We start from the raw sequence: 21,798 nt of genomic DNA on the forward strand, positions 1-21,798 counted from the left end.
ACGGAGCAATGCCCTTGAACCCCCAAGGGGCATTCGGGAGAACGAAAAGCATGAATCAGGAAATCGTCAATCTCTTCAACCCGCAGACCCAGCAGCAGAATTTCGAGCAGATCCAGATCGGGATCTCGTCTCCTGAGAAAATTCTCTCCTGGTCCTACGGCGAGATCAAGAAGCCTGAGACGATCAACTACCGGACCTTCAAGCCGGAGCGTGACGGCTTGTTCTGCGCGCGCATCTTCGGTCCGACGAAGGACTACGAGTGCTTGTGCGGCAAGTACAAGCGCATGAAGTACAAGGGCGTCATCTGCGAGAAGTGCGGCGTCGAGGTTACGCTGGCCAAGGTCCGGCGCGAGCGCATGGGCCATATCGAGCTCGCTGCACCCGTCGCCCATATCTGGTTCCTCAAGTCGCTTCCTTCGCGTATCGGGCTGCTGCTCGATATGACCCTGAAGGATCTCGAGCGCGTTCTCTATTTCGAGAACTACATCGTGCTGGAGCCAGGGCTGACCACGATGAAGCCGATGGAGCTGCTCAGCGAGGAGCAGTATATCGAGGCGCAGGACGAGTTCGGTGAGGACAGTTTCACCGCCGGCATCGGTGCGGAAGCGATTCGCGATCTCCTGAAGGATCTCGATCTGGAGAAGATCGCCACGGACCTTCGCGAGGAGATCGCCGAGACGACGTCTGAGCTGAAGCCGAAGAAGCTCGCCAAGCGTCTGAAGGTGGTCGAAGCCTTCATCATGTCGGGCAACCGGCCCGAGTGGATGATCATGACGCAGATCCCGGTCATTCCGCCGGAGCTGCGCCCACTGGTCCCGCTGGATGGCGGCCGCTTCGCCACCTCGGACCTGAACGATCTCTATCGCCGGGTGATCAACCGGAACAACCGCCTGAAGCGCCTCATGGAGCTGCGCGCGCCGGACATCATCATCCGGAACGAGAAGCGCATGCTGCAGGAAGCGGTCGATGCGCTATTCGACAACGGCCGCCGCGGCCGCGTCATCACGGGCGCCAACAAGCGTCCGCTGAAGTCGCTGGCCGACATGCTGAAGGGCAAGCAGGGGCGTTTCCGCCAGAACCTGCTGGGCAAGCGCGTGGACTACTCGGGCCGTTCGGTCATCGTGGTGGGTCCGGAGCTCAAGCTTCATCAGTGCGGCCTGCCGAAGAAGATGGCGCTGGAGCTGTTCAAGCCGTTCATCTATGCGCGGCTGGACGCCAAGGGCCATGCTTCGACCGTGAAGCAGGCGAAGAAGCTGGTGGAGAAGGAGAAGCCGGAAGTCTGGGATATCCTGGACGAGGTGATCCGCGAGCATCCGGTTCTGCTGAACCGTGCGCCGACGCTCCATCGTCTCGGCATTCAGGCGTTCGAGCCCACCCTGGTCGAGGGCAAGGCGATCCAGCTTCATCCGCTGGTCTGCGCGGCCTTCAACGCCGACTTCGACGGCGACCAGATGGCGGTGCACGTTCCGCTGAGCCTCGAGGCCCAGCTGGAAGCCCGCGTGCTGATGATGTCGACCAACAACATCCTGCACCCGGCCGACGGTTCGCCGATCATCGTGCCGTCCCAGGATATCGTGCTCGGCCTCTACTATCTCTCCATCGCCATGGACAACGAGCCAGGCGAGGGGATGGCGTTCGGCTCGGTGGCCGAGATCCAGCATGCGCTGGATGCCAAGGTCGTCACCCTGCACACCAAGATCAAAGGCCGGTTCAAGACCATCGACGAGGACGGCAACGAGGTGTCGAAGATTTACGACACCACGCCGGGCCGCATGCTGCTGGGCGAGCTTCTGCCGAAGCAGCCGACCATCGGCTTCGAGCTGGTCAATCGTCTGCTGACCAAGAAGGACATCTCCCACATGATCGACGTGGTCTATCGCCACTGCGGTCAGAAGGAGACGGTGATCTTCTGCGACCGGATCATGAGCCGCGGTTTCGCCTATGCGTGCCGCGCGGGCATCTCGTTCGGCAAGGACGATATGCTGATCCCGGATACCAAAGAGGAGATCGTCAAAAAGACGTCCGACCTCGTGCTGGAATACGAGTCTCAGTACAACGACGGTCTGATCACCCGGGGTGAGAAGTACAACAAGGTCGTCGACACCTGGACGGAGTGCACCGAAGAGGTCGCCAAGGAGATGATGAAGCGCATCTCCTCGGTTCAGATCGACGAGGAGACCGGCCGCGAGAAGCCGATCAACTCCATCTACATGATGTCCCATTCGGGCGCGCGCGGTTCGCCCGCGCAGATGAAGCAGCTCGCCGGTATGCGTGGTCTGATGACCAAGCCGTCGGGCGAGATCATCGAGCGGCCGATCATCTCCAACTTCAAGGAGGGGCTGTCGGTTCTGGAGTACTTCAACTCCACCCATGGTGCGCGTAAAGGCTTGGCCGATACCGCGCTGAAGACGGCCAACTCGGGTTATCTGACCCGCCGGCTCGTCGATGTGGCGCAGGACTGCATCGTCACGGAAACCGATTGCGGCACCGATCAGGGCATCACGTCCCGGGCGGTGATCGATTCGGGCGAGGTGACCGTTTCTCTCGGCAAGCGTGTGCTGGGCCGGACCGTGGCGGAGGATGTGAAGCATCCTTCGACCGGCGAGGTCATCATCAAGAAGGGCACGCTGATCGCCGAAGAGGAGATGGAGCTGATCGAGAACTCCGACGTTCAGGAGATCAAGATCCGCTCCGCGCTGACCTGCGAGACCCGCAACGGCATCTGCGCCGCCTGCTACGGCCGCGACCTTGCTCGCGGTACGCCCGTGAACATGGGCGAGGCGGTCGGTGTCATCGCCGCTCAGTCGATTGGCGAGCCTGGCACTCAGCTCACCATGCGTACCTTCCATCTGGGCGGTGTGGCGAGCTCCAAAGTCGCGGATCAGTCTTCGCTCGAGGCCAACTACGACGGCAAGGTGAAGATCAAGCAGAAGAACGTGGTGGAAGACTCCCAGGGCCGTCTGATCGTCATGGGCCGTAACACCGTTCTGTCGGTGCTCGATGCCGACGGCAACGAGCGGGCCGTGCATCGCGTGCCGTACGGTACCCATCTGCGGGTCGATGACGGGCAGGAGGTCAAGCGCGGCGAGCGCATGGCTGAGTGGGACCCGTATACCCGTCCGCTGATGACGGAAATCGAGGGCGTCGTCGACTTCGAAGATCTGGTCGAAGGCGTGTCGGTCTCCGAGCAGCGGGACGAATCCACGGGTATCACCTCGAGCGTGATCATCGACTGGCGTGCGTCCCCGCGTGGTTCGGATCTGCGTCCGGCCGTGGTCATCAAGGACAAGAAGGGCAATATCGCCAAGCTGCCGCGTGGCGGCGAGGCCCGTTACCTTCTTCCCGTGGACGGCATCCTGTCGGTCGGTCCGGGCGGCGAAGTCACCAGTGGTGACGTGCTGGCCCGTGTGCCGATGGAGAGCGCCAAGACCCGCGACATCACCGGCGGTCTGCCGCGTGTGGCGGAGCTGTTCGAGGCGCGTCGTCCGAAGGATCACGCCATTATCGCAGAACTCTCCGGCATCGTTCAGTTCGGGCGCGACTATAAGAACAAGCGCCGCGTCTCGATCACGCCGGATGAGGAGGATGCGGAGACGGTGGAATTCCTCATCCCGAAGGGCCGGCATCTGTCGGTGCAGGATGGCGACCGCATCGAGAAGGGCGAGTACCTGCTCGACGGTCATCCGGCACCGCACGACATCCTGGCCATTAAGGGCGTTGAGGAGCTGGCCAACTACCTGGTCAACGAGATCCAGGAGGTCTACCGGCTGCAGGGCGTGACCATCAACGATAAGCATATCGAGGTCATCGTCCGGCAGATGCTCGGCAAGATGGAGATCCAGGATCCGGGCGATACGGAGTTCCTGAAGGGTGAGCAGGTCGATCGGATCGATTTCGAGGACGCCAACGCGCTGGCGAAGGAGGCCGGGAAGAAGCCGGCCACCGGTCAGCATGTGCTTCTCGGCATCACCAAGGCCAGCCTGCAGACTCGTTCCTTCATCTCCGCGGCTTCGTTCCAGGAGACAACCCGCGTGCTGACCGATGCTGCCGTGAACGGCAAGGTCGATACGCTCGACGGGCTGAAGGAGAACGTGATCGTGGGCCGTCTGATCCCCGCTGGCACCGGCGGCATGCTCAACCGGCTGAAGAAGGTCGCGTCTCATCGCGACGACCTTATCGCCGAAGAGCGGGCCAAGGTGGCTGCGGAGCAGGCGCCGGAGACGGACGAAGAATCGGCCGGCAGCGAAGAATCCGAGTCGGTTTAGCGCTTCGGCCTCGAAAGAGGCGATTCTGCAAAGACGATTCTCAGGGCCGGGGCGTAATTTGCGTCCCGGCCTTGTTTTTTGAGGCCTGAAGCCACATTTCAGGAGGCCGGCGCCGCTAATTCCAAGCGATTTCCGGCTCGTGAGACGGGGCCGGCGAGAAAAGGGCGATTTTCGCGGCTTTTTCTTAGGCCTCGGCCTTGACGATCAGAGAAACCGCCTGATACAAGGCGCCTGACTTTGACGGCAGGTGGTAACCCATCTCGCCATCGCCAAAAGGCGAACGGCGAGGGTTAAACACTGCCGGACCAACCGGATCAAATTCGGGTTCACGATCTTGATGGCTCGACCTTCAAGATCCTCTGGTTTCGGGGGCTGAAGATGCGCACGCCGCACTTCGGCTTCTGCTTTATGGGCGAAAGCCCTTTTTTGCATTGGGGCAAGCCCCAAAAAGGAACACGCGGCGGAGGCTTTCGGGCCGACGCCTTTGAAATCGGTAAGGCGATCGAAGCATGCCCACGATTCAACAGCTCATCCGCAAGCCTCGCAAGAAGGTGCTGAAGCGGAACAAGGTGCCGGCCATGCAGGCCTGTCCCCAGAAGCGGGGCGTCTGCACGCGCGTCTACACCATTACGCCGAAGAAGCCGAACTCGGCCCTTCGTAAGGTTGCGCGTGTGCGTCTCACCAACGGGCTCGAAGTGACGAGCTACATCCCGGGTGAGGGGCATAACCTGCAGGAGCACTCCGTGGTGATGATCCGCGGCGGGCGTGTGAAGGACCTTCCGGGTGTGCGCTACCACATCATTCGCGGCGTCCTGGACACCCAGGGCGTGAACGATCGCCGTCAGCGGCGTTCGAAATACGGCGCGAAGCGGCCGAAGTAACCAAGAGCCTGAGAGGTTCTCTGGCCGGCCGCCAGGACCTCGGATGAGATTGATTTGAGGATATAAAGAGATGTCCCGGCGCCATAGAGCAGACAAGCGCGAGATTATCCCTGACCCGAAGTTCGGGGATGTGATCCTGACCAAGTTCATGAATTCCATCATGAACCACGGCAAGAAGTCCGCCGCTGAGAGCATCGTCTACGGCGCGCTGGATACGGTCGAAGAGAAGACGAAGCAGAACCCGGTGGAGCTGTTCCATCAGGCGCTGCAGAACGTGATGCCCGCCCTGGAGGTTCGCTCCCGGCGTGTCGGCGGCGCCACCTATCAGGTGCCGGTCGAGGTGCGTCACGATCGCCGCCAGGCTCTGGCGATTCGCTGGATCATCGCCTCGGCCCGCGGCCGGAACGAGAACACGATGGTTGAGCGCCTGTCCGGTGAGCTGCTCGATGCGGCCAACAACCGGGGCAACGCCGTCAAGAAGCGCGAGGACACGCACCGCATGGCCGACGCCAACCGGGCCTTCTCGCATTATCGCTGGTAAGCGAAACAAGGATTTTTGAGATGGGACGCGAAACTCCCCTTAAGGACTACCGCAACATCGGGATCATGGCGCATATCGACGCCGGTAAGACCACGACCACCGAGCGGATCCTTTTCTATACGGGGCGCAGCCACAAGCTGGGCGAGGTCCATGACGGCGCGGCTACCATGGACTGGATGGAGCAGGAGCAGGAGCGTGGCATCACGATCACCTCTGCTGCGACCACCGCCTTCTGGAAGGACAAGCGGGTCAACATCATCGACACGCCTGGCCACGTGGACTTCACCATCGAGGTGGAGCGTTCGCTTCGCGTGCTCGACGGCGCGGTAGCGCTGCTCGACGCCAACCAGGGCGTAGAGCCCCAGACCGAGACCGTGTGGCGGCAGGCCGACAAGTATCACGTGCCGCGCATGATCTTCGTCAACAAGATGGACAAGACGGGCGCCGACTTCTTCAACTCCGTGAAGACGGTCAAGGACCGCCTCGGCGCCAACGCCATGGTGATCCAGCTTCCGCTCGGCGCGGAAAACGATTTCATCGGCCTGATCGATCTCGTCCGCATGAAGAGCGTCATTTGGAACGACGAGTCCCTTGGCGCCTCCTTCGAGGAGAGCGACGTTCCGGACGAGTACATGGAGCAGGCGAAAGAGTATCGCGAGGCCATGATCGAGCAGGCCGTCGAAGTCGACGAGGCTGCCATGGAAGCCTATCTGGAGGGCGAGGAGCCTTCCGAGGAGAAGCTCAAGGAGCTGATCCGCAAGGGCACGTGCAATCTCGAGTTCGTGCCTGTGCTGTGCGGCTCCGCGTTCAAGAACAAGGGCGTGCAGTCGCTGCTGGACGCCGTGGTCGATTACCTGCCGTCTCCGGTGGACGTGCCCCCGATCAAGGGCATCGACGTGAAGACCGGCGAGGAGACCACCCGCAAGTGCGACGACGACCAGCCGCTCGCCATGCTGGCCTTCAAGGTGATGAACGATCCCTTCGTGGGTTCGCTGACCTTCTGCCGGATCTATTCCGGCGTGGTGGAGACCGGTGGCAGCGTTCAGAACACGGTGAAGGACTCCAAGGAGCGCATCGGCCGCATGCTGCAGATGCATTCCAATCACCGGGAAGACATCAAAGAAGCTTACGCTGGCGATATCGTTGCGCTGGCCGGTCTGAAGGACGTCACCACGGGTGACACGCTCTGCGATCCTTCGAGCCCGATCATCCTGGAGCGCATGGAGTTCCCGGATCCGGTCATCGAGGTGGCCGTGGAGCCGAAGACCAAGGGCGACCAGGAGAAGCTCGGCGTGGCGCTCAACCGGCTTGCGCAGGAGGATCCATCCTTCCGCGTGACCGTGGATCACGAATCCGGCCAGACCCTGATTAAGGGCATGGGTGAGCTTCACCTCGACATCATCGTCGATCGTCTGCGCCGCGAGTTCAAAGTGGACGCCAATGTGGGTGCGCCGCAGGTGGCCTATCGCGAGACGCTCACCAAGCCGACCGATGTCGACTACACCCACAAGAAGCAGACCGGTGGTTCGGGCCAGTTCGCCCGGGTGAAGATGACCGTCGAGCCGTCAGAGGCGGGCGAGGGCTTTGTCTTCGAGAACACCGTCGTTGGCGGCAACATCCCGAAGGAGTACATCCCGGGCGTGGAGAAGGGCATCCGGAGCGTGCTGGAGAACGGCATCATCGCCGGCTTCCCGATCCTGGACGTCAAGATCACCCTGACGGATGGCGCCTATCACGATGTGGACTCCAGCGTGATGGCGTTCGAGATCGCCGGCCGTGCGGCCTTCCGCGAGGCGGCTCAGAAGGCGCAGCCGAAGCTGCTCGAGCCGATCATGCATGTGGAAGTCGTGACGCCGGAAGAGTATGTGGGCAGCATCATCGGCGACCTCACAAGCCGCCGCGGCCAGGTTCGGGGCCAGGAGCCTCGGGGCATCGCCACGGTGATCGACGCCATGGTGCCGCTGGCCAACATGTTCGGCTACGTCAACAACCTGCGCTCCATGAGCCAGGGGCGGGCGCAGTACACCATGCAGTTCGATCATTACGCTCAGGTGCCGCAGCAGGTGGCTGACGAGGTTCAGGCGAAATTCGCCTAGCAGAAGGTGGCGGGAAGACCGCCGCAGAACTTTTTTCTTCGTAGAAGGAATGGAGAGCCAGGATGGCTAAGGAAAAATTTTCGCGGGCCAAGCCCCATTGTAACATCGGGACGATCGGCCACGTCGATCACGGCAAGACGACCCTCACCGCCGCGATTACCAAGGTTCTGGCGGAAACGGGCGGCGCAACCTTCACCGCTTACGATCAGATCGATAAGGCGCCGGAAGAGAAGGCGCGCGGCATCACCATCTCGACCGCGCACGTGGAGTACGAGACGGAGAACCGTCACTACGCTCACGTCGACTGCCCTGGTCACGCCGACTATGTGAAGAACATGATCACCGGCGCGGCGCAGATGGACGGCGCCATCCTGGTGGTGTCCGCTGCCGACGGTCCCATGCCGCAGACCCGCGAGCACATCCTGCTCGCCCGTCAGGTCGGTGTGCCGGCGCTGGTGGTGTTCCTGAACAAGGTCGATCAGGTCGACGATCCGGAGCTTCTGGAGCTGGTCGAGCTCGAGGTTCGCGAGCTTCTGTCCAACTACGAGTTCCCGGGCGACGACATTCCGATCGTCAAGGGTTCGGCTCTGGCGGCTGTCGAGGGCAACAACCCCGAGATCGGCGCCGAGGCCATCCTCGAGCTGATGCGCGAGGTCGACGCCTACATCCCGCAGCCCGAGCGTCCGAAGGATCAACCCTTCCTGATGCCGATCGAGGACGTTTTCTCGATCTCCGGCCGCGGCACCGTGGTGACCGGCCGTATCGAGCGCGGTGTGGTCAAGGTCGGTGAGGAAGTCGAGATCGTCGGTATCAAGCCGACCAGCAAGACGACCGTCACCGGTGTGGAGATGTTCCGCAAGCTGCTCGACCAGGGCGAGGCCGGCGACAACGTTGGTTGCCTGCTGCGCGGTATCGAGCGCGAAGGCGTGGAGCGCGGTCAGGTGCTCTGCAAGCCGGGTTCGATCACTCCGCACACCAAGTTCAAGGCTGAGGCGTACATCCTCACCAAGGAAGAGGGCGGCCGTCATACGCCGTTCTTCACCAACTACCGTCCGCAGTTCTACTTCCGCACCACCGACGTGACCGGTGTGGTGCATCTGCCGGAAGGTACCGAGATGGTGATGCCGGGCGACAACTGCGCCATGACCGTTGAGCTGATTGTGCCGATCGCTATGGAGGAGAAGCTCCGCTTCGCCATCCGTGAGGGCGGCCGGACTGTCGGCGCCGGTGTGGTGTCGTCGATCATCGAGTAACGAAGTTGCGGCAGGGCGCGCCGCCTCTTGAAGGTGGCGCGCCTGTCCATTTGGGACGACCGGGATGCAAAGCCAGAACATCAGAATTCGGCTCAAAGCCTTCGATCACCGCATCCTCGATGCGTCGACGAAGGAGATCGTGAATACGGCGAAGCGCACGGGTGCCGAGGTGCGGGGACCGATCCCGCTGCCGACGCATATCGAGAAGTTCACCGTGAACCGGTCGCCGCATATCGACAAGAAGAGCCGCGAACAGTTCGAGATGCGCACTCATAAGCGCCTGCTCGATATCGTGGATCCGACGCCGCAGACGGTCGACGCTTTGATGAAGCTCGATCTGGCAGCCGGTGTCGATGTTGAGATCAAGCTCTAGAGCCCAGCTCTAAAGCGATTTGAGGAAAGTAACCGATGCGATCAGGTGTCATCGCACAGAAGGTCGGCATGACCAGGATCTTCACCGAAGCGGGCGAGCATATCCCCGTCACGGTGCTGAAGCTGGACAACTGCCAGGTCGTCGGCCAGCGCGTCGCGGATAAGAATGGTTATACCGCGCTGCAGCTGGGGGCGGGGCTCGCCAAGGCGAAGCGCCTCTCCAAGGCCGCGCGTGGTCAGTTCGCCGCCGTCGAGGTGGAGCCGAAGCGGCGTCTTGCAGAGTTCCGGGTCACCCCTGAGAACCTGATCGACGTCGGGGCGGAGTTCACGGCCGATCACTTCGTGGAAGGCCAGTTCGTGGATGTCTCCGGCACCTCGATCGGTAAGGGCTTCGCCGGTGCCATGAAGCGGCACGGGTTTGGCGGCCTGCGGGCCTCCCACGGCGTTTCCGTCAGCCATCGTAGCCATGGTTCGACCGGCAACAGCCAGGATCCGGGCAAGGTCTTCAAGGGCAAGAAGATGGCCGGCCATATGGGTGACGTGAAGGTCACCACCCAGAACCTTCGGGTGGTCAAGACCGACGTCGATCGCGGCCTGATCATGGTCTCCGGCGCGGTGCCGGGCGCCAAGGGCGGCTGGGTTCTGCTTTCCGATGCGGTTAAGCGGAATCTGCCGGACGATGCGCCGAAGCCGGGCGCCTTCAAGCTGGCCAACGGGTCGGCCAAGGCGGCTGCAGCTGATGCGCCGGCCGAAGCAAGTAACGAGCAGGGCGATGCGGGTGAAGCCGCGCAGCCTTCTGAGGGTGGGAGCGAGTAATGCAAGCCGACGTAACCACACTCGACGCGAAGAAGGCCGGCAAGGTCGACCTCTCCGATGAGGTCTTCGGCCTGGAGCCGCGCGAGGACATTCTGCACCGCATGGTGCGCTACCAGCTCGCCAAGCGGCGTGCCGGCACGCGCTCGGTGCAGGACCGCTCCGAGGTCACCGCGACCACGGCGAAGATGTATCGCCAGAAGGGTACTGGCCGTGCGCGTCACGGCAGCCAGCGGGTCAATCTGTTCCGCGGCGGTGGCAAGTCGTTTGGTCCGAAGCCGCGCAGCCATGCGATCGAGTTGCCGAAGAAGGTCCGGGCGCTGGCGCTGAAACACGCGCTGTCGGCCAGGGCCAAGGCGGATGCGCTGATCGTGATCGACAAGTGCGAGCTCAAAGAGCCGAAGACGAAGGAGCTGAAAGATCGCTTCTCCAAGCTCGGTCTCGGGTCTGTGCTGATCATTGACGGCGAGGAGGTGCAGCTGGCGTTCGCGCAGGCTGCCCGCAACCTGCCGAATGTAGATGTGCTGCCGGTGCAGGGGATCAATGTCTACGACATCCTGCGCCACGAGAAGCTGGTTCTTTCCAAGGCGGCCCTGGAAGCGCTGGAGGCGCGGTTCAAATGACCACTGCTTCTCTCTACGACGTGATTTTGTCGCCGGTGATCACCGAAAAGTCGACGGCGGCTTCGGAGTTCAACCAGGTGATCTTCAAGGTTCGCCAGGACGCGACCAAGGCCCAGATCAAGAAGGCTGTCGAGAAGCTCTTCGACGTGAAGGTCCTGGCCGTGAACACCATCGTGCGCAAGGGGAAGAACAAGCGGTTCCGCGGTATCCCCGGACGCCAGAAGGACATCAAGAAGGCCGTCGTGCGCCTCGCCGAAGGCGAGAAGATCGACGTGACGACGGGAATTTAGAGCTATGGCACTGAAGACCTTCAAACCCCGGACCTCGAGCCAGCGTCAGCTGGTGCTCGTCGACCGCAAGCAGCTCTGGAAGGGCAAGCCCGTGAAGTCCCTCACCGAGGGGCTCACCCAGAAGGGCGGCCGCAACAACCATGGCCGCGTTTCGGTCTGGCATCGCGGTGGCGGTCACAAGCGCACCTATCGCCGGGTTGATTTCAAGCGCCGCAAGTGGGGCGTGCCGGCAACCGTGGAGCGGATCGAGTACGATCCCAACCGCACGGCGTTCATCGCGCTGATCAAGTATGAGGACGGCGAGCTGTCATACATCATCGCGCCGCAGCGTCTGGCCGAGGGCGATCCGGTGATCGCGGACTCCAAGGCGGACATCAAGCCGGGCAATGCGATGCCGCTTGCCGCCATGCCGATCGGCACCATCGTCCACAATGTGGAGATGAAGGAAGGCAAGGGCGGTCAGCTGGCCCGCGCAGCCGGATCCTACGTCCAGCTGGTCGGTCGCGACGGAGACTATTCGATCATCCGGCTGAAGTCCGGCGAGACCCGTCTGGTTCGGTCGGGCTGCATGGCCACGGTCGGGGCGGTGTCCAACCCGGACAACGCGAATATCAATCTCGGCAAGGCCGGCAGGAGCCGCTGGCTCGGTCGCAGGCCCACAGTGCGCGGTGTAGTCATGAACCCGCACGACCATCCGCATGGCGGTGGTGAGGGCCGGACCTCGGGCGGTCGCCATCCTGTTACTCCGTGGGGTAAGCCCACCAAGGGCAAGCGCACCCGGAGCAACAAGGAAAGCGACAAGTACATCCTGCGCAGCCGGCACATGAAGAAGAAGAGAGGTTAGGGCGGTGACGCGTTCTGTTTGGAAAGGTCCGTTCGTCGACGGATATCTGCTCAAAAAGGCAGACAAGGCGCGCGAGAGCGGCTCCAGCGCAGTGATCAAGATGTGGTCCCGGCGCTCGACCATCCTGCCGCAATTCGTCGGGCTGACCTTCGGCGTCCATAACGGTCAGAAGCACATCCCCGTGCTGGTGACCGAGGACATGGTGGGACACAAGTTTGGTGAGTTCGCTCCGACCCGGACGTTCCCGGGCCACGCGGCGGACCGCAAGGCGAAGAGGAAATAGCGATGGGTAAGCCGCATCGCGAGAGGACTCTCGGCGAGAACGAAGCGCAGGCCGTAACCCGGCTGCTGCGGGTGAGCCCGCAGAAGCTGAACCTGGTTGCCCAGATGATCCGGGGCAAGAAGGTCGACCGCGCTCTGGCCGATCTCACCTTCTCGCGCAAACGCATCGCGCAGGATGTGAAGAAGACTCTGCAGTCGGCGATTGCCAATGCGGAGAACAATCACGATCTCGATGTCGATGCCCTGGTCGTCAAGGAGGCCTTTGTCGGCAAAGGGCTGGTGATGAAGCGGATCAAACCCCGGGCGCGCGGTCGTGCTGCCCGGATCCTGAAGCCGTTTTCGCAGATCACCGTGGTCGTGCGCCAAGTTGAGGACGCAGCGTAATGGGACAGAAAGTCAATCCGATCGGGCTCCGGCTCGGCGTCAACCGCACCTGGGACTCCCGTTGGTTCGCCGACGGTGAGGAATATGCCCGGCTGCTGCACGAGGACATCAAGATGCGCGAGCATATCTTGAAGTCCCGCAAGCAGGCTGGCATCTCCAAGGTGGTGATCGAGCGTCCGCACAAGAAGTGCCGGGTGACGATCCACACGGCGCGGCCCGGCATCCTGATCGGCAAGAAGGGCGCCGATATCGACAAGATGCGCAAGGAGCTGTCCAAGCTGACGGACTCCGAGGTGCACGTGAATATCGTCGAGATCCGCAAGCCCGAGATCGACGCCAACCTGGTGGCCGAGAGCATCGCGCAGCAGCTTGAGCGCCGCGTTGCCTTCCGCCGGGCCATGAAGCGGGCCGTGCAGTCCACCATGCGCATGGGTGCGCAGGGTATCCGGATCAACTGCTCCGGCCGTCTGGGCGGCACCGAGATCGCCCGCATGGAGTGGTATCGCGAAGGCCGTGTGCCGCTGCACACCCTGCGTGCCGACATCGATTACGGCACCGCGCTGGCGCGCACCGCTTACGGCATCATCGGCATCAAGGTCTGGATCTTCAAAGGTGAGATCCTGGATCACGATCCGATGGCTCAGGAAACCCGCGCAATGGATGCCCAGGAGGGTGGCCGTTCGGGCGGCGGACCCCGCCGCAACGCTCCGGCGTCGGCGTAAGGAATTGAAAGAATAGGCGAAGCGTTATGCTGCAACCGAAACGGACGAAATACAGGAAGGTCCAGAAGGGCCGTATCCGCGGCAATGCGACCGGCGGTACGGATCTGAACTTCGGAACCTTCGGCCTGAAGGCCCAGGAGCCGGCGCGGATCACTTCGCGTCAGATCGAGGCCGCGCGCCGGGCGATGACCCGTCAGATGAAGCGTGCCGGCCGTGTGTGGATCCGGATCTTTCCGGACACGCCGATCTCCAAGAAGCCGACCGAAGTCCGCATGGGTAAGGGCAAGGGCTCGCCGGAGTATTGGGCGGCCAAGGTGAAGCCCGGCCGGATCATGTTTGAGATCGATGGTGTGGGTGAGCCGGTGGCGCGGGAGGCCCTGCGTTTGGCCGCCGCGAAGCTGCCGATCAAGACCCGTCTCGTGATGCGAGTGGAAGGCTAGGAACGATGAAGGCCGAAGAGATCCACGATATGACGCCGGATCAGCTCAGCGACGAGCTGGTGAAGCTGAAGAAGGAGCAGTTCAACCTGCGCTTCCAGGCGGCGTCGGGACAGCTTGAGAACACCGCCCGCGTACGGCAGGTGCGGAGAGACATTGCGCGCGTGAAGACGATCACGCGTCAGAAGGCCGAAGCGGCCAAGAAGGCGTAAGGACGAAGAAGATGCCGAAGCGAATTCTGCAAGGTGTCGTGGTGAGCGACAAGAACAACAAGACCGTGGTGGTCAAGGTGGAGCGCCGCTTCACCCATCCGCTGCTGCGCAAGACCGTGCGCCGGACGAAGAACTACCAGGCGCATGACGAGCAGAACGCGTGCAAGGTCGGCGACACGGTTTGGATCGAGGAGTGCCCTCCGCTCTCAAAGCATAAGAGCTGGATGGTCGTTCCGCGGGATGAAGCAAGCGCTTAAGGGCGATAATTCGGGTTAGAGGATCATTGCAATGATTCAAATGCAGTCAAATCTCGATGTCGCCGACAATTCCGGCGCGCGCCGCGTCCAGTGCATCAAGGTGCTGGGCGGGTCCAAGCGGAAGTATGCCTCGATCGGCGACATGATCGTGGTGAGCGTCAAGGAGGCGATCCCGCGCGGCCGCGTGAAGAAGGGGCAGGTCATGAAGGCCATCGTCGTGCGTACCGCCAAGGGCGTGCGCCGTGCCGACGGCAGCCTGATCCGCTTCGACCGCAACGCAGCGGTGCTGGTCAATCCGCAGGGCGAGCCCGTGGGTACCCGTATCTTCGGGCCCGTGACCCGCGAGCTGCGCGCCAAGAAGCAGATGAAGATCGTCAGCCTGGCGCCGGAGGTGCTGTAGCAATGGCGTTGAAGCTGAAAGTCCGCAAAGGCGACAAGGTCGTCGTCACCAGCGGTAAGGACAAGGGCAAGCGCGGCGAAGTGCTGAAGGTGATGCCTTCGGAGAACCGCGTGCTGGTTCAGGGTGTCTCGATGATGCAGAAGCATCAGAAGCAGACCCCCTCCCAGGAGGCCGGGATCGTCGCCAAGGAGGCGCCGATCCATATCTCCAACATCGCCCTGGAGGACCCCAAGGACGGGGAGCCGACCCGGGTTGGATACAAGTTTTTGAAGGATGGGCGCAAAGTGCGGTTCGCCAAGCGCTCCGGCGAGGTGATCGATGGCTGAGGCAGTTTACGTTCCGCGGCTCAAGGAGCACTACAACGACGTGGTGCGTGGCGAGCTGACCAAGGAATTCGGCTATCAGAACGTGATGCAGGTTCCGCGGCTCGAGAAGGTCGTGCTGAACATGGGCATCGGCGAGGCTGTGGCAGACTCCAAGAAGGTGAATGCGGCCGCCGGCGATCTCGGCCTGATCGCAGGTCAGAAGCCGATCATCACCAAGGCTCGCAAGTCCATCGCCGGCTTCAAGCTGCGCGAAGGCATGCCGGTAGGCTGCAAGGTGACGCTCCGTAAGGCGCGTATGTATGAGTTCATCGACCGCCTGGTGAATATCGCGCTGCCCCGCGTGCGTGATTTCCGCGGGCTGAACCCGAAGAGCTTCGACGGGCGCGGCAACTTCACGATGGGCCTGAAAGAGCACATCATTTTCCCCGAGATCAACTACGACAAGGTCGAGGAGATCTGGGGCCTGGACATCATTGTTTGCACGACGGCAGAGAACGACGACGAAGCGCGGGCGCTGCTGAAGGGCTTCAACTTTCCGTTCCGCGGCGAAGCCAAAGCGGCTTAACGACCGCGAAGGAGGACTGAATGGCAAAGACGAGCATGGTGGAGCGCGACAAGAAGCGCCGCCGCATGTCGAAAGAATTCAAGACCCGCCGGGAGCGGCTTAAGGCGGTCGCAGCCGATCGTACGCTTCCCCCGGAGGAGCGTTTCGCAGCGCGGCTTAAGCTCGCCGAGCTGCCGCGCAACTCGTCGCCGGTGCGGATTCACAACCGCTGCGCCGTGACGGGCCGTCCGCGTGGCTATTACCGGAAGCTGAAGCTGTCTCGCATCATGCTGCGGGAGCTGGGCAATAATGGCCTGATCCCGGGCATGGTGAAGTCGAGCTGGTAGAGAAGGCTGGTAGAGAACTGGCATGAGCATCAATGATCCATTGGGCGATATGCTCGCCCGCATCCGCAACGCGCTCCTGCGCAATAAGTCACGGGTCACCACGCCGACCTCCAAGCTGCGTCAGCATGTGCTCGACGTGCTTCAGGAAGAAGGCTATATCCGCGGCTACGCGCAGGTCGATTACGACAACGGTCAGTCGGAGTTTGACATCGAGCTGAAATACTTCGATGGCGAGCCGGTGATCAAAGAGATCAAGCGCGTGTCCACGCCGGGGCGGCGGGTTTATTCATCCGTTCGGGATTTGCCGACCGTGGCCAACGGGCTCGGCGTGGCGATCCTGTCGACTCCTAAGGGCGTGATGTCCGATTCGAAGGCTCGTACCGAGAACGTCGGTGGCGAGATCCTTTGTAACGTATTCTAAGATTTGAACTTTTTCGGGTGAGACGAAGATAATGTCGCGTATTGGCAAAAGGCCGGTGACCATCCCGAGCGGCGTGACAGCCACGCTGGACGGGCAGCATGTCGCCATCAAAGGTCCCAAGGGCGAGCTGAGCCAGCATCTGGTGGACGATGTTCTGCTGAAGCTGGAAGACGGCGAGCTCACGGTTTCCCCGCGCGACGAGTCCAAGCGCTCGCAGTCGATGTGGGGCATGTCGCGGACGGTGATCGCCAATCTCGTGACGGGCGTCACGGAAGGCTTCACCAAGAAGCTCGAGATCACCGGCGTCGGTTACCGCGCCGCGGTGCAGGGCAAGACCCTGCAGCTCAATCTCGGCTTCAGCCACGAGGTGAACTATCCGATCCCGGAAGGTATCGAGATCCAGTGTCCGAAGCCGACGGAGATCGTCGTGTCGGGCATCGATAAGCAGAAGGTCGGCCAAGTGGCCGCGGAGATCCGCGCCTATCGTCCGCCGGAGCCCTATAAGGGCAAGGGCGTGCGCTATGAGGGCGAGTACATTCTCCGTAAGGAAGGCAAGAAGAAGTAGCCATGAGCGGGACAGGAACAGGCTTTACGAGGCGGCAGCAGCGTGTGCGCCAGGCTCTGAAGCGGACGGCAAACGGCCGCGCGCGGCTTTCGATTTTCCGGTCGTCCAAGCATATCTATGCGCAGGTCATCGACGACACCGAGGGCAAGACCATGGCGGCTGCCTCGACGCTCGATAAGGATCTGCAGGGCTCGATCAAGAAGGGCAGCGATGTCGCGGCGGCGGAAGCCGTGGGCAAGCTCGTTGCCGAGCGGGCGGCGAAGGCCGGCGTCAAAGACGTTGTCTTCGACCGTGGCGGTTATCTTTATCACGGCCGGGTCAAGGCGCTGGCGGATGCCGCGCGTGAAGCCGGCTTGAATTTCTAGGTTCCAGGGAAAGGGTTCTAACGTGGCACGTCCTCAATCGCGCGGTCCGCAAGGCAGAGACCGCGATGATCGTGACAACGAGTTTGTCGACAAGCTCGTCCACATCAACCGCGTCGCCAAGGTGGTGAAGGGCGGACGTCGCTTCGGTTTCGCCGCGCTGGTCGTCGTGGGCGACCAGAAGGGCCGGGTCGGTTTCGGCCACGGCAAGGCGCGCGAGGTGCCTGAGGCGATCCGCAAGGCAACGGAGTCGGCCAAGCGCGGCCTGCTGCGCGTGCCGCTGCGCGAAGGCCGGACCCTGCATCACGACGTGGAAGGCCATCATGGCGCAGGCAAGGTCGTGCTCCGCGCGGCGCCTCCCGGCACCGGCATCATCGCCGGCGGCCCAATGCGCGCCGTGTTCGAGACCCTGGGCATCCAGGACGTGGTTGCGAAGTCGGTTGGCACGTCCAACCCGTACAACATGATCCGCGCAACCTTCGATGCGCTTTCCCACGAGGACAGCCCGCGCAGCGTGGCGGCCCGCCGGGGCAAGAAGGTTTCCGAGATCGTGTCGCGCCGCCGCGACGAAGCCGGCGATGCGGCCGGTGCTGCGGACGTTTAACAGAAGCTCTTTTTGACGAGACAGGTTGGTCGAGATGGCCGAAGCAAAGAATAAGACCGTCACGGTCGAGCAGATCGGCAGCCCCATCCGGCGGCCGAAGGATCAGCGTCAGACCCTCGTGGGGCTGGGGCTCAACAAGATGCATAAGCGCCGCACGCTGGAGGATACCCCGGCCGTGCGCGGCATGATCGCCAAGGTAAGCCATCTGGTGCGCGTCGTCGAAGACGAGCAGAAGGCGTAAAGGTTGAAACGATGCGACTGAACGAACTGAAAGACCGTCCGGGTTCCACCCATTCCAAGAAGCGGGTGGGGCGTGGGCCGGGTTCCGGCCTGGCCAAGACCTCCGGTCACGGCATGAAGGGTCAGAAGGCCCGTTCCGGCGTTGCGCTCAAGGGCTTCGAGGGCGGCCAGATGCCGCTCGACCGTCGTCTGCCGAAGCGCGGCTTCAACAACATCTTCGCCAAGCACTTCAACGAGGTGAATCTCGGGCGTGTTCAGGCGGCGATCGATTCCGGCAGGCTCGACGGCAAGAAGCCGGTGAATGCTGCTGCGCTGAAGGATGCCGGTCTGATCCGCCGCGAGCTTGACGGTGTGCGTCTGCTCGGTCAGGGCGAGATCAAGGCCAAGGTGAGCTTCGAGGTGGCCGGCGCGAGTGCGGCCGCGGTGAAGGCGGTCGAGGCCGCCGGCGGTTCGGTTACGGTCGTGTCGCCCGACGAAGCGAAGAAAGAGAAGAGCGCCAAAGCGCCGGCAAAGAAAAGCGCGTCCAAGGCCAAGGCCGACGACGCTGCGTCTGACGGGGGTGAAGCCGAGGCCGATAAGGCCGGATCCTCTCAGTCAAAGGCGAAAAAAGAGGATTAGCGCGCGCAGCCCTTAGCGGCGCTTCGTCGCTCAAGGGTGCGGAAAGGGAGGCAGCGCCTCATGGTCTCTGCTGCGGAACAACTCGTTTCCAATTTGAATTTCGCGGCCTTTGCGAAGGCCGACGAGTTGAAGAAGCGCATCTGGTTCACACTGGGTGCGCTGCTCGTTTATCGGCTCGGGACCTATATTCCGATTCCGGGTGTGAACCCCGACGCGTTGGCGGATCTCTTCCAGCAGAACCAGTCCGGTATTCTGGGCATGTTCAATATGTTCTCCGGCGGCGCCGTGGGACGTATGGCGATCTTCGCCTTGAACATCATGCCCTACATCTCGGCGTCGATTATCATCCAGCTGCTGACCACGGTCTCGCCCCATCTTGAGCAGCTCAAGAAGGAAGGCGAGCACGGGCGCCGGCAGATCAACCAGTACACGCGCTACGGCACGGTGTTTCTGGCTGCGCTCCAGGGCTACGGCATTGCTGTGGGTCTGGAAGGCGCCGGCAATGCGGTGATCGATCCGGGCATGTTCTTCCGTCTGACCACGGTGATCACCCTGGTCGGTGGCACGGTCTTCCTGATGTGGCTCGGCGAGCAGATCACCGCGCGCGGCGTCGGCAACGGTATCTCGCTGATCATCTTCGCCGGTATCGTGGCGCAGCTGCCTTCGGCAATCGCCGGCACGCTGGAGCTCGGCCGCGAGGGCGCGCTGTCGACGACCTTGATCATCGGCATCCTGGTGATGGCCGTGGTCGTGATTGCCGTCATCGTGTTCATGGAGCGGGCCCAGCGCCGGCTTCTGGTGCAGTATCCAAAGCGACAAGTGGGCAACCGCATGTTCCAGGGCGATGCCTCGCATCTGCCTCTGAAGCTGAACAGCGCCGGCGTTATCCCGCCGATCTTTGCCTCGTCGCTGTTGCTGCTGCCGATCACGGTCGCGAACTTCTCCGCGGGCCAGGGGCCTGAATGGCTGACTACGGTCACCACCATGCTCGGCCGCGGCGCGCCGCTGCATATTCTGATCTATGTGGCGCTGATCATGTTCTTCGCCTTCTTCTATACGGCCGTTGTCTTCAATCCTGAGGAGACGGCTGAGAATCTGAAGAAGTATGGCGGCTTCATTCCCGGCATCCGTCCGGGCAAGCGAACGGCGGAATATATCGACTATGTGCTGACCCGCATCACGGTGGTCGGCGCGATCTACCTGGCAGCGGTCTGCGTGTTGCCGGAGATCCTGATTTCGACCGCCGGCGTGCCATTCTATTTCGGCGGCACATCGCTGCTCATCGTGGTCAGCGTGACCATGGATACGGTGGCCCAGGTACAAAGCCATCTGCTGGCGCACCAGTATGAAGGCCTGATCAAGAAAGCGCGGCTACGGGGCGCTCGTCGCAGATGAACCTGATCCTTCTCGGACCGCCTGGCGCCGGCAAAGGCACCCAGGCGAGCATGATCGAGGAGGAGAGGGGCTACGAGCAGCTCTCCACCGGTGACATGCTCCGGGCTGCTGTGGCGGCCGGCACGGATCTCGGCAAAGAAGCCGAGAAGATCATGGCGCGGGGCGATCTGGTGCCGGACGAGTTGGTGATCGGACTGATCGCCGAGCGCATGGATCAGGGAACCGGCAAGGGGAATATCCTGGACGGCTTCCCGCGCACTATCGCCCAGGCCGAGGCGCTGGATGCGCTGCTCGACAAGCGTGGTGAGAAGCTCGACGCCGTGATCGAGATGGAAGTGAACGATGAGGCGCTCGTTGAGCGGATCACCGGCCGCTTCTCCTGCGCCAAGTGTGGTGCGGGCTATCACGACGTCTATAAACAGCCCAAGGTCGCGGGTGTTTGCGACCGCTGCGGTTCGACGGAGTTCGTCCGCCGCAAGGACGATACGGAGGAGGTGGTTCGCTCGCGCCTGAAGGCCTATCACGAGCTGACCAAACCTTTGATCGCCTTCTATAAGGAGAAAGGCCGTCTTCACACAGTCGACGGCATGGCTGAAATCGGCGAGGTGCACGATGCCATCGCCAAAGTGCTCGATGATGTTTCCAATGGGAAGGAAAGCTGAGGTTGACCTTGTCAAGCGGAATCGTTAGAAGAGCGCCAATCCATCGTTGGAGAAAGAGCAACCGGTCCCGGAATCATTTGCGTTCCGGCGGTCGGTCTTTCTGTGCTTCACCGGACTTTTGCATTTGATTACAACACGTTAGCACGTGTTCGAGGAGATGACCCGTGGCCCGAATTGCAGGTGTGAACATCCCGACCAATAAGCGGGTCGAGATCGCCCTCACATATATCCATGGCATTGGCGATAGCTACGCCAAGGAAATTTGTTCCAAGACGAGCATTCCGTCGGAGCGTCGCGTCAATGAGCTGACCGATGCCGAGGTGAGCCAGATCCGTGAGATCATCGACCGCGATTATATCGTGGAAGGCGATCTTCGGCGTGAAGTGGCGATGAATATCAAGCGGTTGATGGATCTCGGCTGCTATCGCGGCCTGCGCCACCGGCGCGGCCTGCCGGTGCGCGGTCAGCGGACCAGCACGAACGCGCGTACGCGCAAAGGGCCGGCCAAGCCGATCGCCGGCAAGAAGAAGTAATCGAGGTCTTGATTTGGCCCGGACGGTTGTTAGCTAACCTCCGAGCGACGAGAATTGCGGGAAACAAAGCATGGCTAAAGAAAAAGCGCGTCTTCGCCGTCGCGAAAAGAAGAACATCTCGTCGGGCGTGGCTCACGTGCATGCGAGCTTCAACAACACCATGATCACCATCACGGATGCCCAGGGAAACACGATTTCCTGGTCTTCCGCAGGCACCATGGGGTTCAAGGGCTCGCGTAAATCCACGCCGTATGCGGCGCAGGTGGCGGCCGAGGATGCCGGCAAGAAAGCGGCCGAGCACGGCATGCAGAATCTCGAGGTCGAGGTTCGCGGTCCCGGTTCGGGCCGTGAGTCGGCTCTGCGCGCGTTGCAGGCTGCCGGGTTCACCGTAACCTCGATCCGCGACGTGACGCCGATCCCGCATAACGGCTGCCGCCCGCGGAAGCGGCGCCGCGTCTAACGCGTCTTCGCGTTTCGGCATTTTTGGCGCGCGCGGGTATCGCGGCGCG

The 21,798-nt window shown here is 62.1% G+C and carries 30 protein-coding genes; all 30 read left to right on the plus strand.

The window, feature by feature from the left end; translation table 11 throughout:
* The first annotated feature begins 50 nt into the window (after positions 1 to 50).
* The 30 genes from rpoC (at position 51) to rpsK (ending at position 21,749) form a co-directional block, all read left to right on the plus strand.
* Positions 51 to 4,265 (plus strand): DNA-directed RNA polymerase subunit beta', encoded by a 4,215-nt coding sequence (gene rpoC, locus ACFQ2F_RS08160; RefSeq protein ID WP_379088378.1) that lies wholly within the window; start codon positions 51 to 53, stop codon positions 4,263 to 4,265.
* Between the two features lie 509 nt (positions 4,266 to 4,774).
* Positions 4,775 to 5,146, plus strand: a complete 372-nt coding sequence (rpsL, locus tag ACFQ2F_RS08165) for a 30S ribosomal protein S12 (RefSeq protein ID WP_069093628.1) — start codon at positions 4,775 to 4,777, stop codon at positions 5,144 to 5,146.
* Positions 5,147 to 5,216: 70 nt separating this feature from the next.
* Positions 5,217 to 5,687 (plus strand): 30S ribosomal protein S7, encoded by a 471-nt coding sequence (rpsG, locus tag ACFQ2F_RS08170; protein ID WP_379088382.1) that lies wholly within the window; start codon positions 5,217 to 5,219, stop codon positions 5,685 to 5,687.
* Positions 5,688 to 5,707: 20 nt separating this feature from the next.
* Positions 5,708 to 7,783 carry an elongation factor G gene (gene fusA, locus ACFQ2F_RS08175; RefSeq protein ID WP_379088385.1) on the plus strand — a complete coding sequence of 692 codons (2,076 nt, stop codon included), beginning with the start codon at positions 5,708 to 5,710 and terminating at the stop codon, positions 7,781 to 7,783.
* 62 nt (positions 7,784 to 7,845) lie between these two features.
* Complete coding sequence (gene tuf / locus ACFQ2F_RS08180) at positions 7,846 to 9,036, plus strand: elongation factor Tu (RefSeq protein ID WP_379088388.1); 1,191 nt, start codon at positions 7,846 to 7,848, stop codon at positions 9,034 to 9,036.
* Between the two features lie 64 nt (positions 9,037 to 9,100).
* A complete protein-coding gene (gene rpsJ / locus ACFQ2F_RS08185) occupies positions 9,101 to 9,409 on the plus strand; it encodes a 30S ribosomal protein S10 (protein ID WP_069093632.1) in 309 nt (102 codons plus the stop codon).
* A 35-nt stretch (positions 9,410 to 9,444) separates the two neighbouring features.
* Positions 9,445 to 10,224 (plus strand): 50S ribosomal protein L3, encoded by a 780-nt coding sequence (gene rplC, locus ACFQ2F_RS08190; protein WP_379088391.1) that lies wholly within the window; start codon positions 9,445 to 9,447, stop codon positions 10,222 to 10,224.
* The gene (gene rplD / locus ACFQ2F_RS08195) at positions 10,224 to 10,844 is read left to right on the plus strand and encodes a 50S ribosomal protein L4 (RefSeq protein WP_379088394.1); all 621 of its coding nucleotides are present in this window, start codon (positions 10,224 to 10,226) and stop codon (positions 10,842 to 10,844) included. The genes rplC and rplD overlap by 1 nt, the downstream gene beginning before the upstream one ends.
* Positions 10,841 to 11,134 (plus strand): 50S ribosomal protein L23, encoded by a 294-nt coding sequence (locus tag ACFQ2F_RS08200; protein ID WP_379088397.1) that lies wholly within the window; start codon positions 10,841 to 10,843, stop codon positions 11,132 to 11,134. The genes rplD and ACFQ2F_RS08200 overlap by 4 nt, the downstream gene beginning before the upstream one ends.
* A 4-nt stretch (positions 11,135 to 11,138) precedes the next feature.
* The gene (gene rplB, locus ACFQ2F_RS08205; protein ID WP_379088400.1) at positions 11,139 to 11,978 is read left to right on the plus strand and encodes a 50S ribosomal protein L2; all 840 of its coding nucleotides are present in this window, start codon (positions 11,139 to 11,141) and stop codon (positions 11,976 to 11,978) included.
* A 4-nt stretch (positions 11,979 to 11,982) separates the two neighbouring features.
* The gene (gene rpsS, locus ACFQ2F_RS08210; RefSeq protein ID WP_069093637.1) at positions 11,983 to 12,261 is read left to right on the plus strand and encodes a 30S ribosomal protein S19; all 279 of its coding nucleotides are present in this window, start codon (positions 11,983 to 11,985) and stop codon (positions 12,259 to 12,261) included.
* A 2-nt stretch (positions 12,262 to 12,263) separates the two neighbouring features.
* Positions 12,264 to 12,644 carry a 50S ribosomal protein L22 gene (gene rplV / locus ACFQ2F_RS08215; protein WP_379088403.1) on the plus strand — a complete coding sequence of 127 codons (381 nt, stop codon included), beginning with the start codon at positions 12,264 to 12,266 and terminating at the stop codon, positions 12,642 to 12,644.
* Complete coding sequence (gene rpsC, locus ACFQ2F_RS08220) at positions 12,644 to 13,366, plus strand: 30S ribosomal protein S3 (RefSeq protein WP_379088406.1); 723 nt, start codon at positions 12,644 to 12,646, stop codon at positions 13,364 to 13,366. Before rplV ends, rpsC begins: the two co-directional genes overlap by 1 nt.
* A gap of 26 nt (positions 13,367 to 13,392) precedes the next feature.
* Positions 13,393 to 13,806 (plus strand): 50S ribosomal protein L16, encoded by a 414-nt coding sequence (gene rplP / locus ACFQ2F_RS08225; protein WP_379088409.1) that lies wholly within the window; start codon positions 13,393 to 13,395, stop codon positions 13,804 to 13,806.
* A gap of 5 nt (positions 13,807 to 13,811) precedes the next feature.
* Positions 13,812 to 14,015 (plus strand): 50S ribosomal protein L29, encoded by a 204-nt coding sequence (gene rpmC, locus ACFQ2F_RS08230; protein ID WP_379088412.1) that lies wholly within the window; start codon positions 13,812 to 13,814, stop codon positions 14,013 to 14,015.
* Between the two features lie 11 nt (positions 14,016 to 14,026).
* The gene (gene rpsQ, locus ACFQ2F_RS08235) at positions 14,027 to 14,272 is read left to right on the plus strand and encodes a 30S ribosomal protein S17 (protein ID WP_069093642.1); all 246 of its coding nucleotides are present in this window, start codon (positions 14,027 to 14,029) and stop codon (positions 14,270 to 14,272) included.
* A 31-nt stretch (positions 14,273 to 14,303) separates the two neighbouring features.
* Positions 14,304 to 14,672: a 50S ribosomal protein L14 gene (gene rplN, locus ACFQ2F_RS08240; RefSeq protein ID WP_069093643.1), complete on the plus strand. Its 369-nt coding sequence runs from the start codon at positions 14,304 to 14,306 to the stop codon at positions 14,670 to 14,672.
* 2 nt (positions 14,673 to 14,674) lie between these two features.
* Complete coding sequence (gene rplX, locus ACFQ2F_RS08245; protein WP_379088417.1) at positions 14,675 to 14,998, plus strand: 50S ribosomal protein L24; 324 nt, start codon at positions 14,675 to 14,677, stop codon at positions 14,996 to 14,998.
* Complete coding sequence (rplE, locus tag ACFQ2F_RS08250; RefSeq protein ID WP_379088419.1) at positions 14,991 to 15,563, plus strand: 50S ribosomal protein L5; 573 nt, start codon at positions 14,991 to 14,993, stop codon at positions 15,561 to 15,563. Before rplX ends, rplE begins: the two co-directional genes overlap by 8 nt.
* Positions 15,564 to 15,583: 20 nt before the next feature.
* The gene (gene rpsN / locus ACFQ2F_RS08255) at positions 15,584 to 15,889 is read left to right on the plus strand and encodes a 30S ribosomal protein S14 (RefSeq protein ID WP_379088422.1); all 306 of its coding nucleotides are present in this window, start codon (positions 15,584 to 15,586) and stop codon (positions 15,887 to 15,889) included.
* Positions 15,890 to 15,911: 22 nt separating this feature from the next.
* Positions 15,912 to 16,310, plus strand: a complete 399-nt coding sequence (gene rpsH / locus ACFQ2F_RS08260) for a 30S ribosomal protein S8 (RefSeq protein WP_069093647.1) — start codon at positions 15,912 to 15,914, stop codon at positions 16,308 to 16,310.
* A 31-nt stretch (positions 16,311 to 16,341) separates the two neighbouring features.
* The gene (rplF, locus tag ACFQ2F_RS08265; protein WP_379088425.1) at positions 16,342 to 16,875 is read left to right on the plus strand and encodes a 50S ribosomal protein L6; all 534 of its coding nucleotides are present in this window, start codon (positions 16,342 to 16,344) and stop codon (positions 16,873 to 16,875) included.
* 2 nt (positions 16,876 to 16,877) lie between these two features.
* Positions 16,878 to 17,240 (plus strand): 50S ribosomal protein L18, encoded by a 363-nt coding sequence (gene rplR, locus ACFQ2F_RS08270; RefSeq protein WP_379088428.1) that lies wholly within the window; start codon positions 16,878 to 16,880, stop codon positions 17,238 to 17,240.
* A gap of 22 nt (positions 17,241 to 17,262) precedes the next feature.
* The gene (gene rpsE / locus ACFQ2F_RS08275) at positions 17,263 to 17,841 is read left to right on the plus strand and encodes a 30S ribosomal protein S5 (RefSeq protein ID WP_379088431.1); all 579 of its coding nucleotides are present in this window, start codon (positions 17,263 to 17,265) and stop codon (positions 17,839 to 17,841) included.
* A gap of 34 nt (positions 17,842 to 17,875) precedes the next feature.
* Positions 17,876 to 18,082 (plus strand): 50S ribosomal protein L30, encoded by a 207-nt coding sequence (gene rpmD / locus ACFQ2F_RS08280; RefSeq protein ID WP_379088434.1) that lies wholly within the window; start codon positions 17,876 to 17,878, stop codon positions 18,080 to 18,082.
* Between the two features lie 11 nt (positions 18,083 to 18,093).
* Entirely contained in the window at positions 18,094 to 18,699 is a 606-nt protein-coding gene (gene rplO, locus ACFQ2F_RS08285) for a 50S ribosomal protein L15 (protein WP_379088442.1), read from the plus strand.
* Between the two features lie 60 nt (positions 18,700 to 18,759).
* Complete coding sequence (gene secY, locus ACFQ2F_RS08290) at positions 18,760 to 20,094, plus strand: preprotein translocase subunit SecY (protein ID WP_379088444.1); 1,335 nt, start codon at positions 18,760 to 18,762, stop codon at positions 20,092 to 20,094.
* Positions 20,091 to 20,756, plus strand: coding sequence for an adenylate kinase (locus ACFQ2F_RS08295; protein ID WP_379088447.1), 666 nt, complete (start codon positions 20,091 to 20,093; stop codon positions 20,754 to 20,756). The genes secY and ACFQ2F_RS08295 overlap by 4 nt, the downstream gene beginning before the upstream one ends.
* A 164-nt stretch (positions 20,757 to 20,920) precedes the next feature.
* Positions 20,921 to 21,289 carry a 30S ribosomal protein S13 gene (rpsM, locus tag ACFQ2F_RS08300; RefSeq protein ID WP_379088450.1) on the plus strand — a complete coding sequence of 123 codons (369 nt, stop codon included), beginning with the start codon at positions 20,921 to 20,923 and terminating at the stop codon, positions 21,287 to 21,289.
* A 70-nt stretch (positions 21,290 to 21,359) separates the two neighbouring features.
* The gene (gene rpsK / locus ACFQ2F_RS08305) at positions 21,360 to 21,749 is read left to right on the plus strand and encodes a 30S ribosomal protein S11 (RefSeq protein ID WP_379088454.1); all 390 of its coding nucleotides are present in this window, start codon (positions 21,360 to 21,362) and stop codon (positions 21,747 to 21,749) included.
* Positions 21,750 to 21,798: the final 49 nt, after the last annotated feature.

The organism is Methyloligella solikamskensis (genome assembly GCF_042676065.1).
GTDB classification, from domain to species: domain Bacteria; phylum Pseudomonadota; class Alphaproteobacteria; order Rhizobiales; family Methyloligellaceae; genus Methyloligella; species Methyloligella solikamskensis.

What these genes read in the sequence shown, in the direction of transcription:
- rpoC (WP_379088378.1), top strand. Translation starts at nt 51, where the DNA reads ATGAATCAGGAAATCGTCAATCTCTTCAACCCGCAGACCCAGCAGCAG.
- rpsL (WP_069093628.1), top strand. Translation starts at nt 4,775, where the DNA reads ATGCCCACGATTCAACAGCTCATCCGCAAGCCTCGCAAGAAGGTGCTG.
- rpsG (WP_379088382.1), top strand. Translation starts at nt 5,217, where the DNA reads ATGTCCCGGCGCCATAGAGCAGACAAGCGCGAGATTATCCCTGACCCG.
- fusA (WP_379088385.1), top strand. Translation starts at nt 5,708, where the DNA reads ATGGGACGCGAAACTCCCCTTAAGGACTACCGCAACATCGGGATCATG.
- tuf (WP_379088388.1), top strand. Translation starts at nt 7,846, where the DNA reads ATGGCTAAGGAAAAATTTTCGCGGGCCAAGCCCCATTGTAACATCGGG.
- rpsJ (WP_069093632.1), top strand. Translation starts at nt 9,101, where the DNA reads ATGCAAAGCCAGAACATCAGAATTCGGCTCAAAGCCTTCGATCACCGC.
- rplC (WP_379088391.1), top strand. Translation starts at nt 9,445, where the DNA reads ATGCGATCAGGTGTCATCGCACAGAAGGTCGGCATGACCAGGATCTTC.
- rplD (WP_379088394.1), top strand. Translation starts at nt 10,224, where the DNA reads ATGCAAGCCGACGTAACCACACTCGACGCGAAGAAGGCCGGCAAGGTC.
- ACFQ2F_RS08200 (WP_379088397.1), top strand. Translation starts at nt 10,841, where the DNA reads ATGACCACTGCTTCTCTCTACGACGTGATTTTGTCGCCGGTGATCACC.
- rplB (WP_379088400.1), top strand. Translation starts at nt 11,139, where the DNA reads ATGGCACTGAAGACCTTCAAACCCCGGACCTCGAGCCAGCGTCAGCTG.
- rplV (WP_379088403.1), top strand. Translation starts at nt 12,264, where the DNA reads ATGGGTAAGCCGCATCGCGAGAGGACTCTCGGCGAGAACGAAGCGCAG.
- rpsC (WP_379088406.1), top strand. Translation starts at nt 12,644, where the DNA reads ATGGGACAGAAAGTCAATCCGATCGGGCTCCGGCTCGGCGTCAACCGC.
- rplP (WP_379088409.1), top strand. Translation starts at nt 13,393, where the DNA reads ATGCTGCAACCGAAACGGACGAAATACAGGAAGGTCCAGAAGGGCCGT.
- rpmC (WP_379088412.1), top strand. Translation starts at nt 13,812, where the DNA reads ATGAAGGCCGAAGAGATCCACGATATGACGCCGGATCAGCTCAGCGAC.
- rpsQ (WP_069093642.1), top strand. Translation starts at nt 14,027, where the DNA reads ATGCCGAAGCGAATTCTGCAAGGTGTCGTGGTGAGCGACAAGAACAAC.
- rplN (WP_069093643.1), top strand. Translation starts at nt 14,304, where the DNA reads ATGATTCAAATGCAGTCAAATCTCGATGTCGCCGACAATTCCGGCGCG.
- rplX (WP_379088417.1), top strand. Translation starts at nt 14,675, where the DNA reads ATGGCGTTGAAGCTGAAAGTCCGCAAAGGCGACAAGGTCGTCGTCACC.
- rplE (WP_379088419.1), top strand. Translation starts at nt 14,991, where the DNA reads ATGGCTGAGGCAGTTTACGTTCCGCGGCTCAAGGAGCACTACAACGAC.
- rpsN (WP_379088422.1), top strand. Translation starts at nt 15,584, where the DNA reads ATGGCAAAGACGAGCATGGTGGAGCGCGACAAGAAGCGCCGCCGCATG.
- rpsH (WP_069093647.1), top strand. Translation starts at nt 15,912, where the DNA reads ATGAGCATCAATGATCCATTGGGCGATATGCTCGCCCGCATCCGCAAC.
- rplF (WP_379088425.1), top strand. Translation starts at nt 16,342, where the DNA reads ATGTCGCGTATTGGCAAAAGGCCGGTGACCATCCCGAGCGGCGTGACA.
- rplR (WP_379088428.1), top strand. Translation starts at nt 16,878, where the DNA reads ATGAGCGGGACAGGAACAGGCTTTACGAGGCGGCAGCAGCGTGTGCGC.
- rpmD (WP_379088434.1), top strand. Translation starts at nt 17,876, where the DNA reads ATGGCCGAAGCAAAGAATAAGACCGTCACGGTCGAGCAGATCGGCAGC.
- rplO (WP_379088442.1), top strand. Translation starts at nt 18,094, where the DNA reads ATGCGACTGAACGAACTGAAAGACCGTCCGGGTTCCACCCATTCCAAG.
- secY (WP_379088444.1), top strand. Translation starts at nt 18,760, where the DNA reads ATGGTCTCTGCTGCGGAACAACTCGTTTCCAATTTGAATTTCGCGGCC.
- ACFQ2F_RS08295 (WP_379088447.1), top strand. Translation starts at nt 20,091, where the DNA reads ATGAACCTGATCCTTCTCGGACCGCCTGGCGCCGGCAAAGGCACCCAG.
- rpsK (WP_379088454.1), top strand. Translation starts at nt 21,360, where the DNA reads ATGGCTAAAGAAAAAGCGCGTCTTCGCCGTCGCGAAAAGAAGAACATC.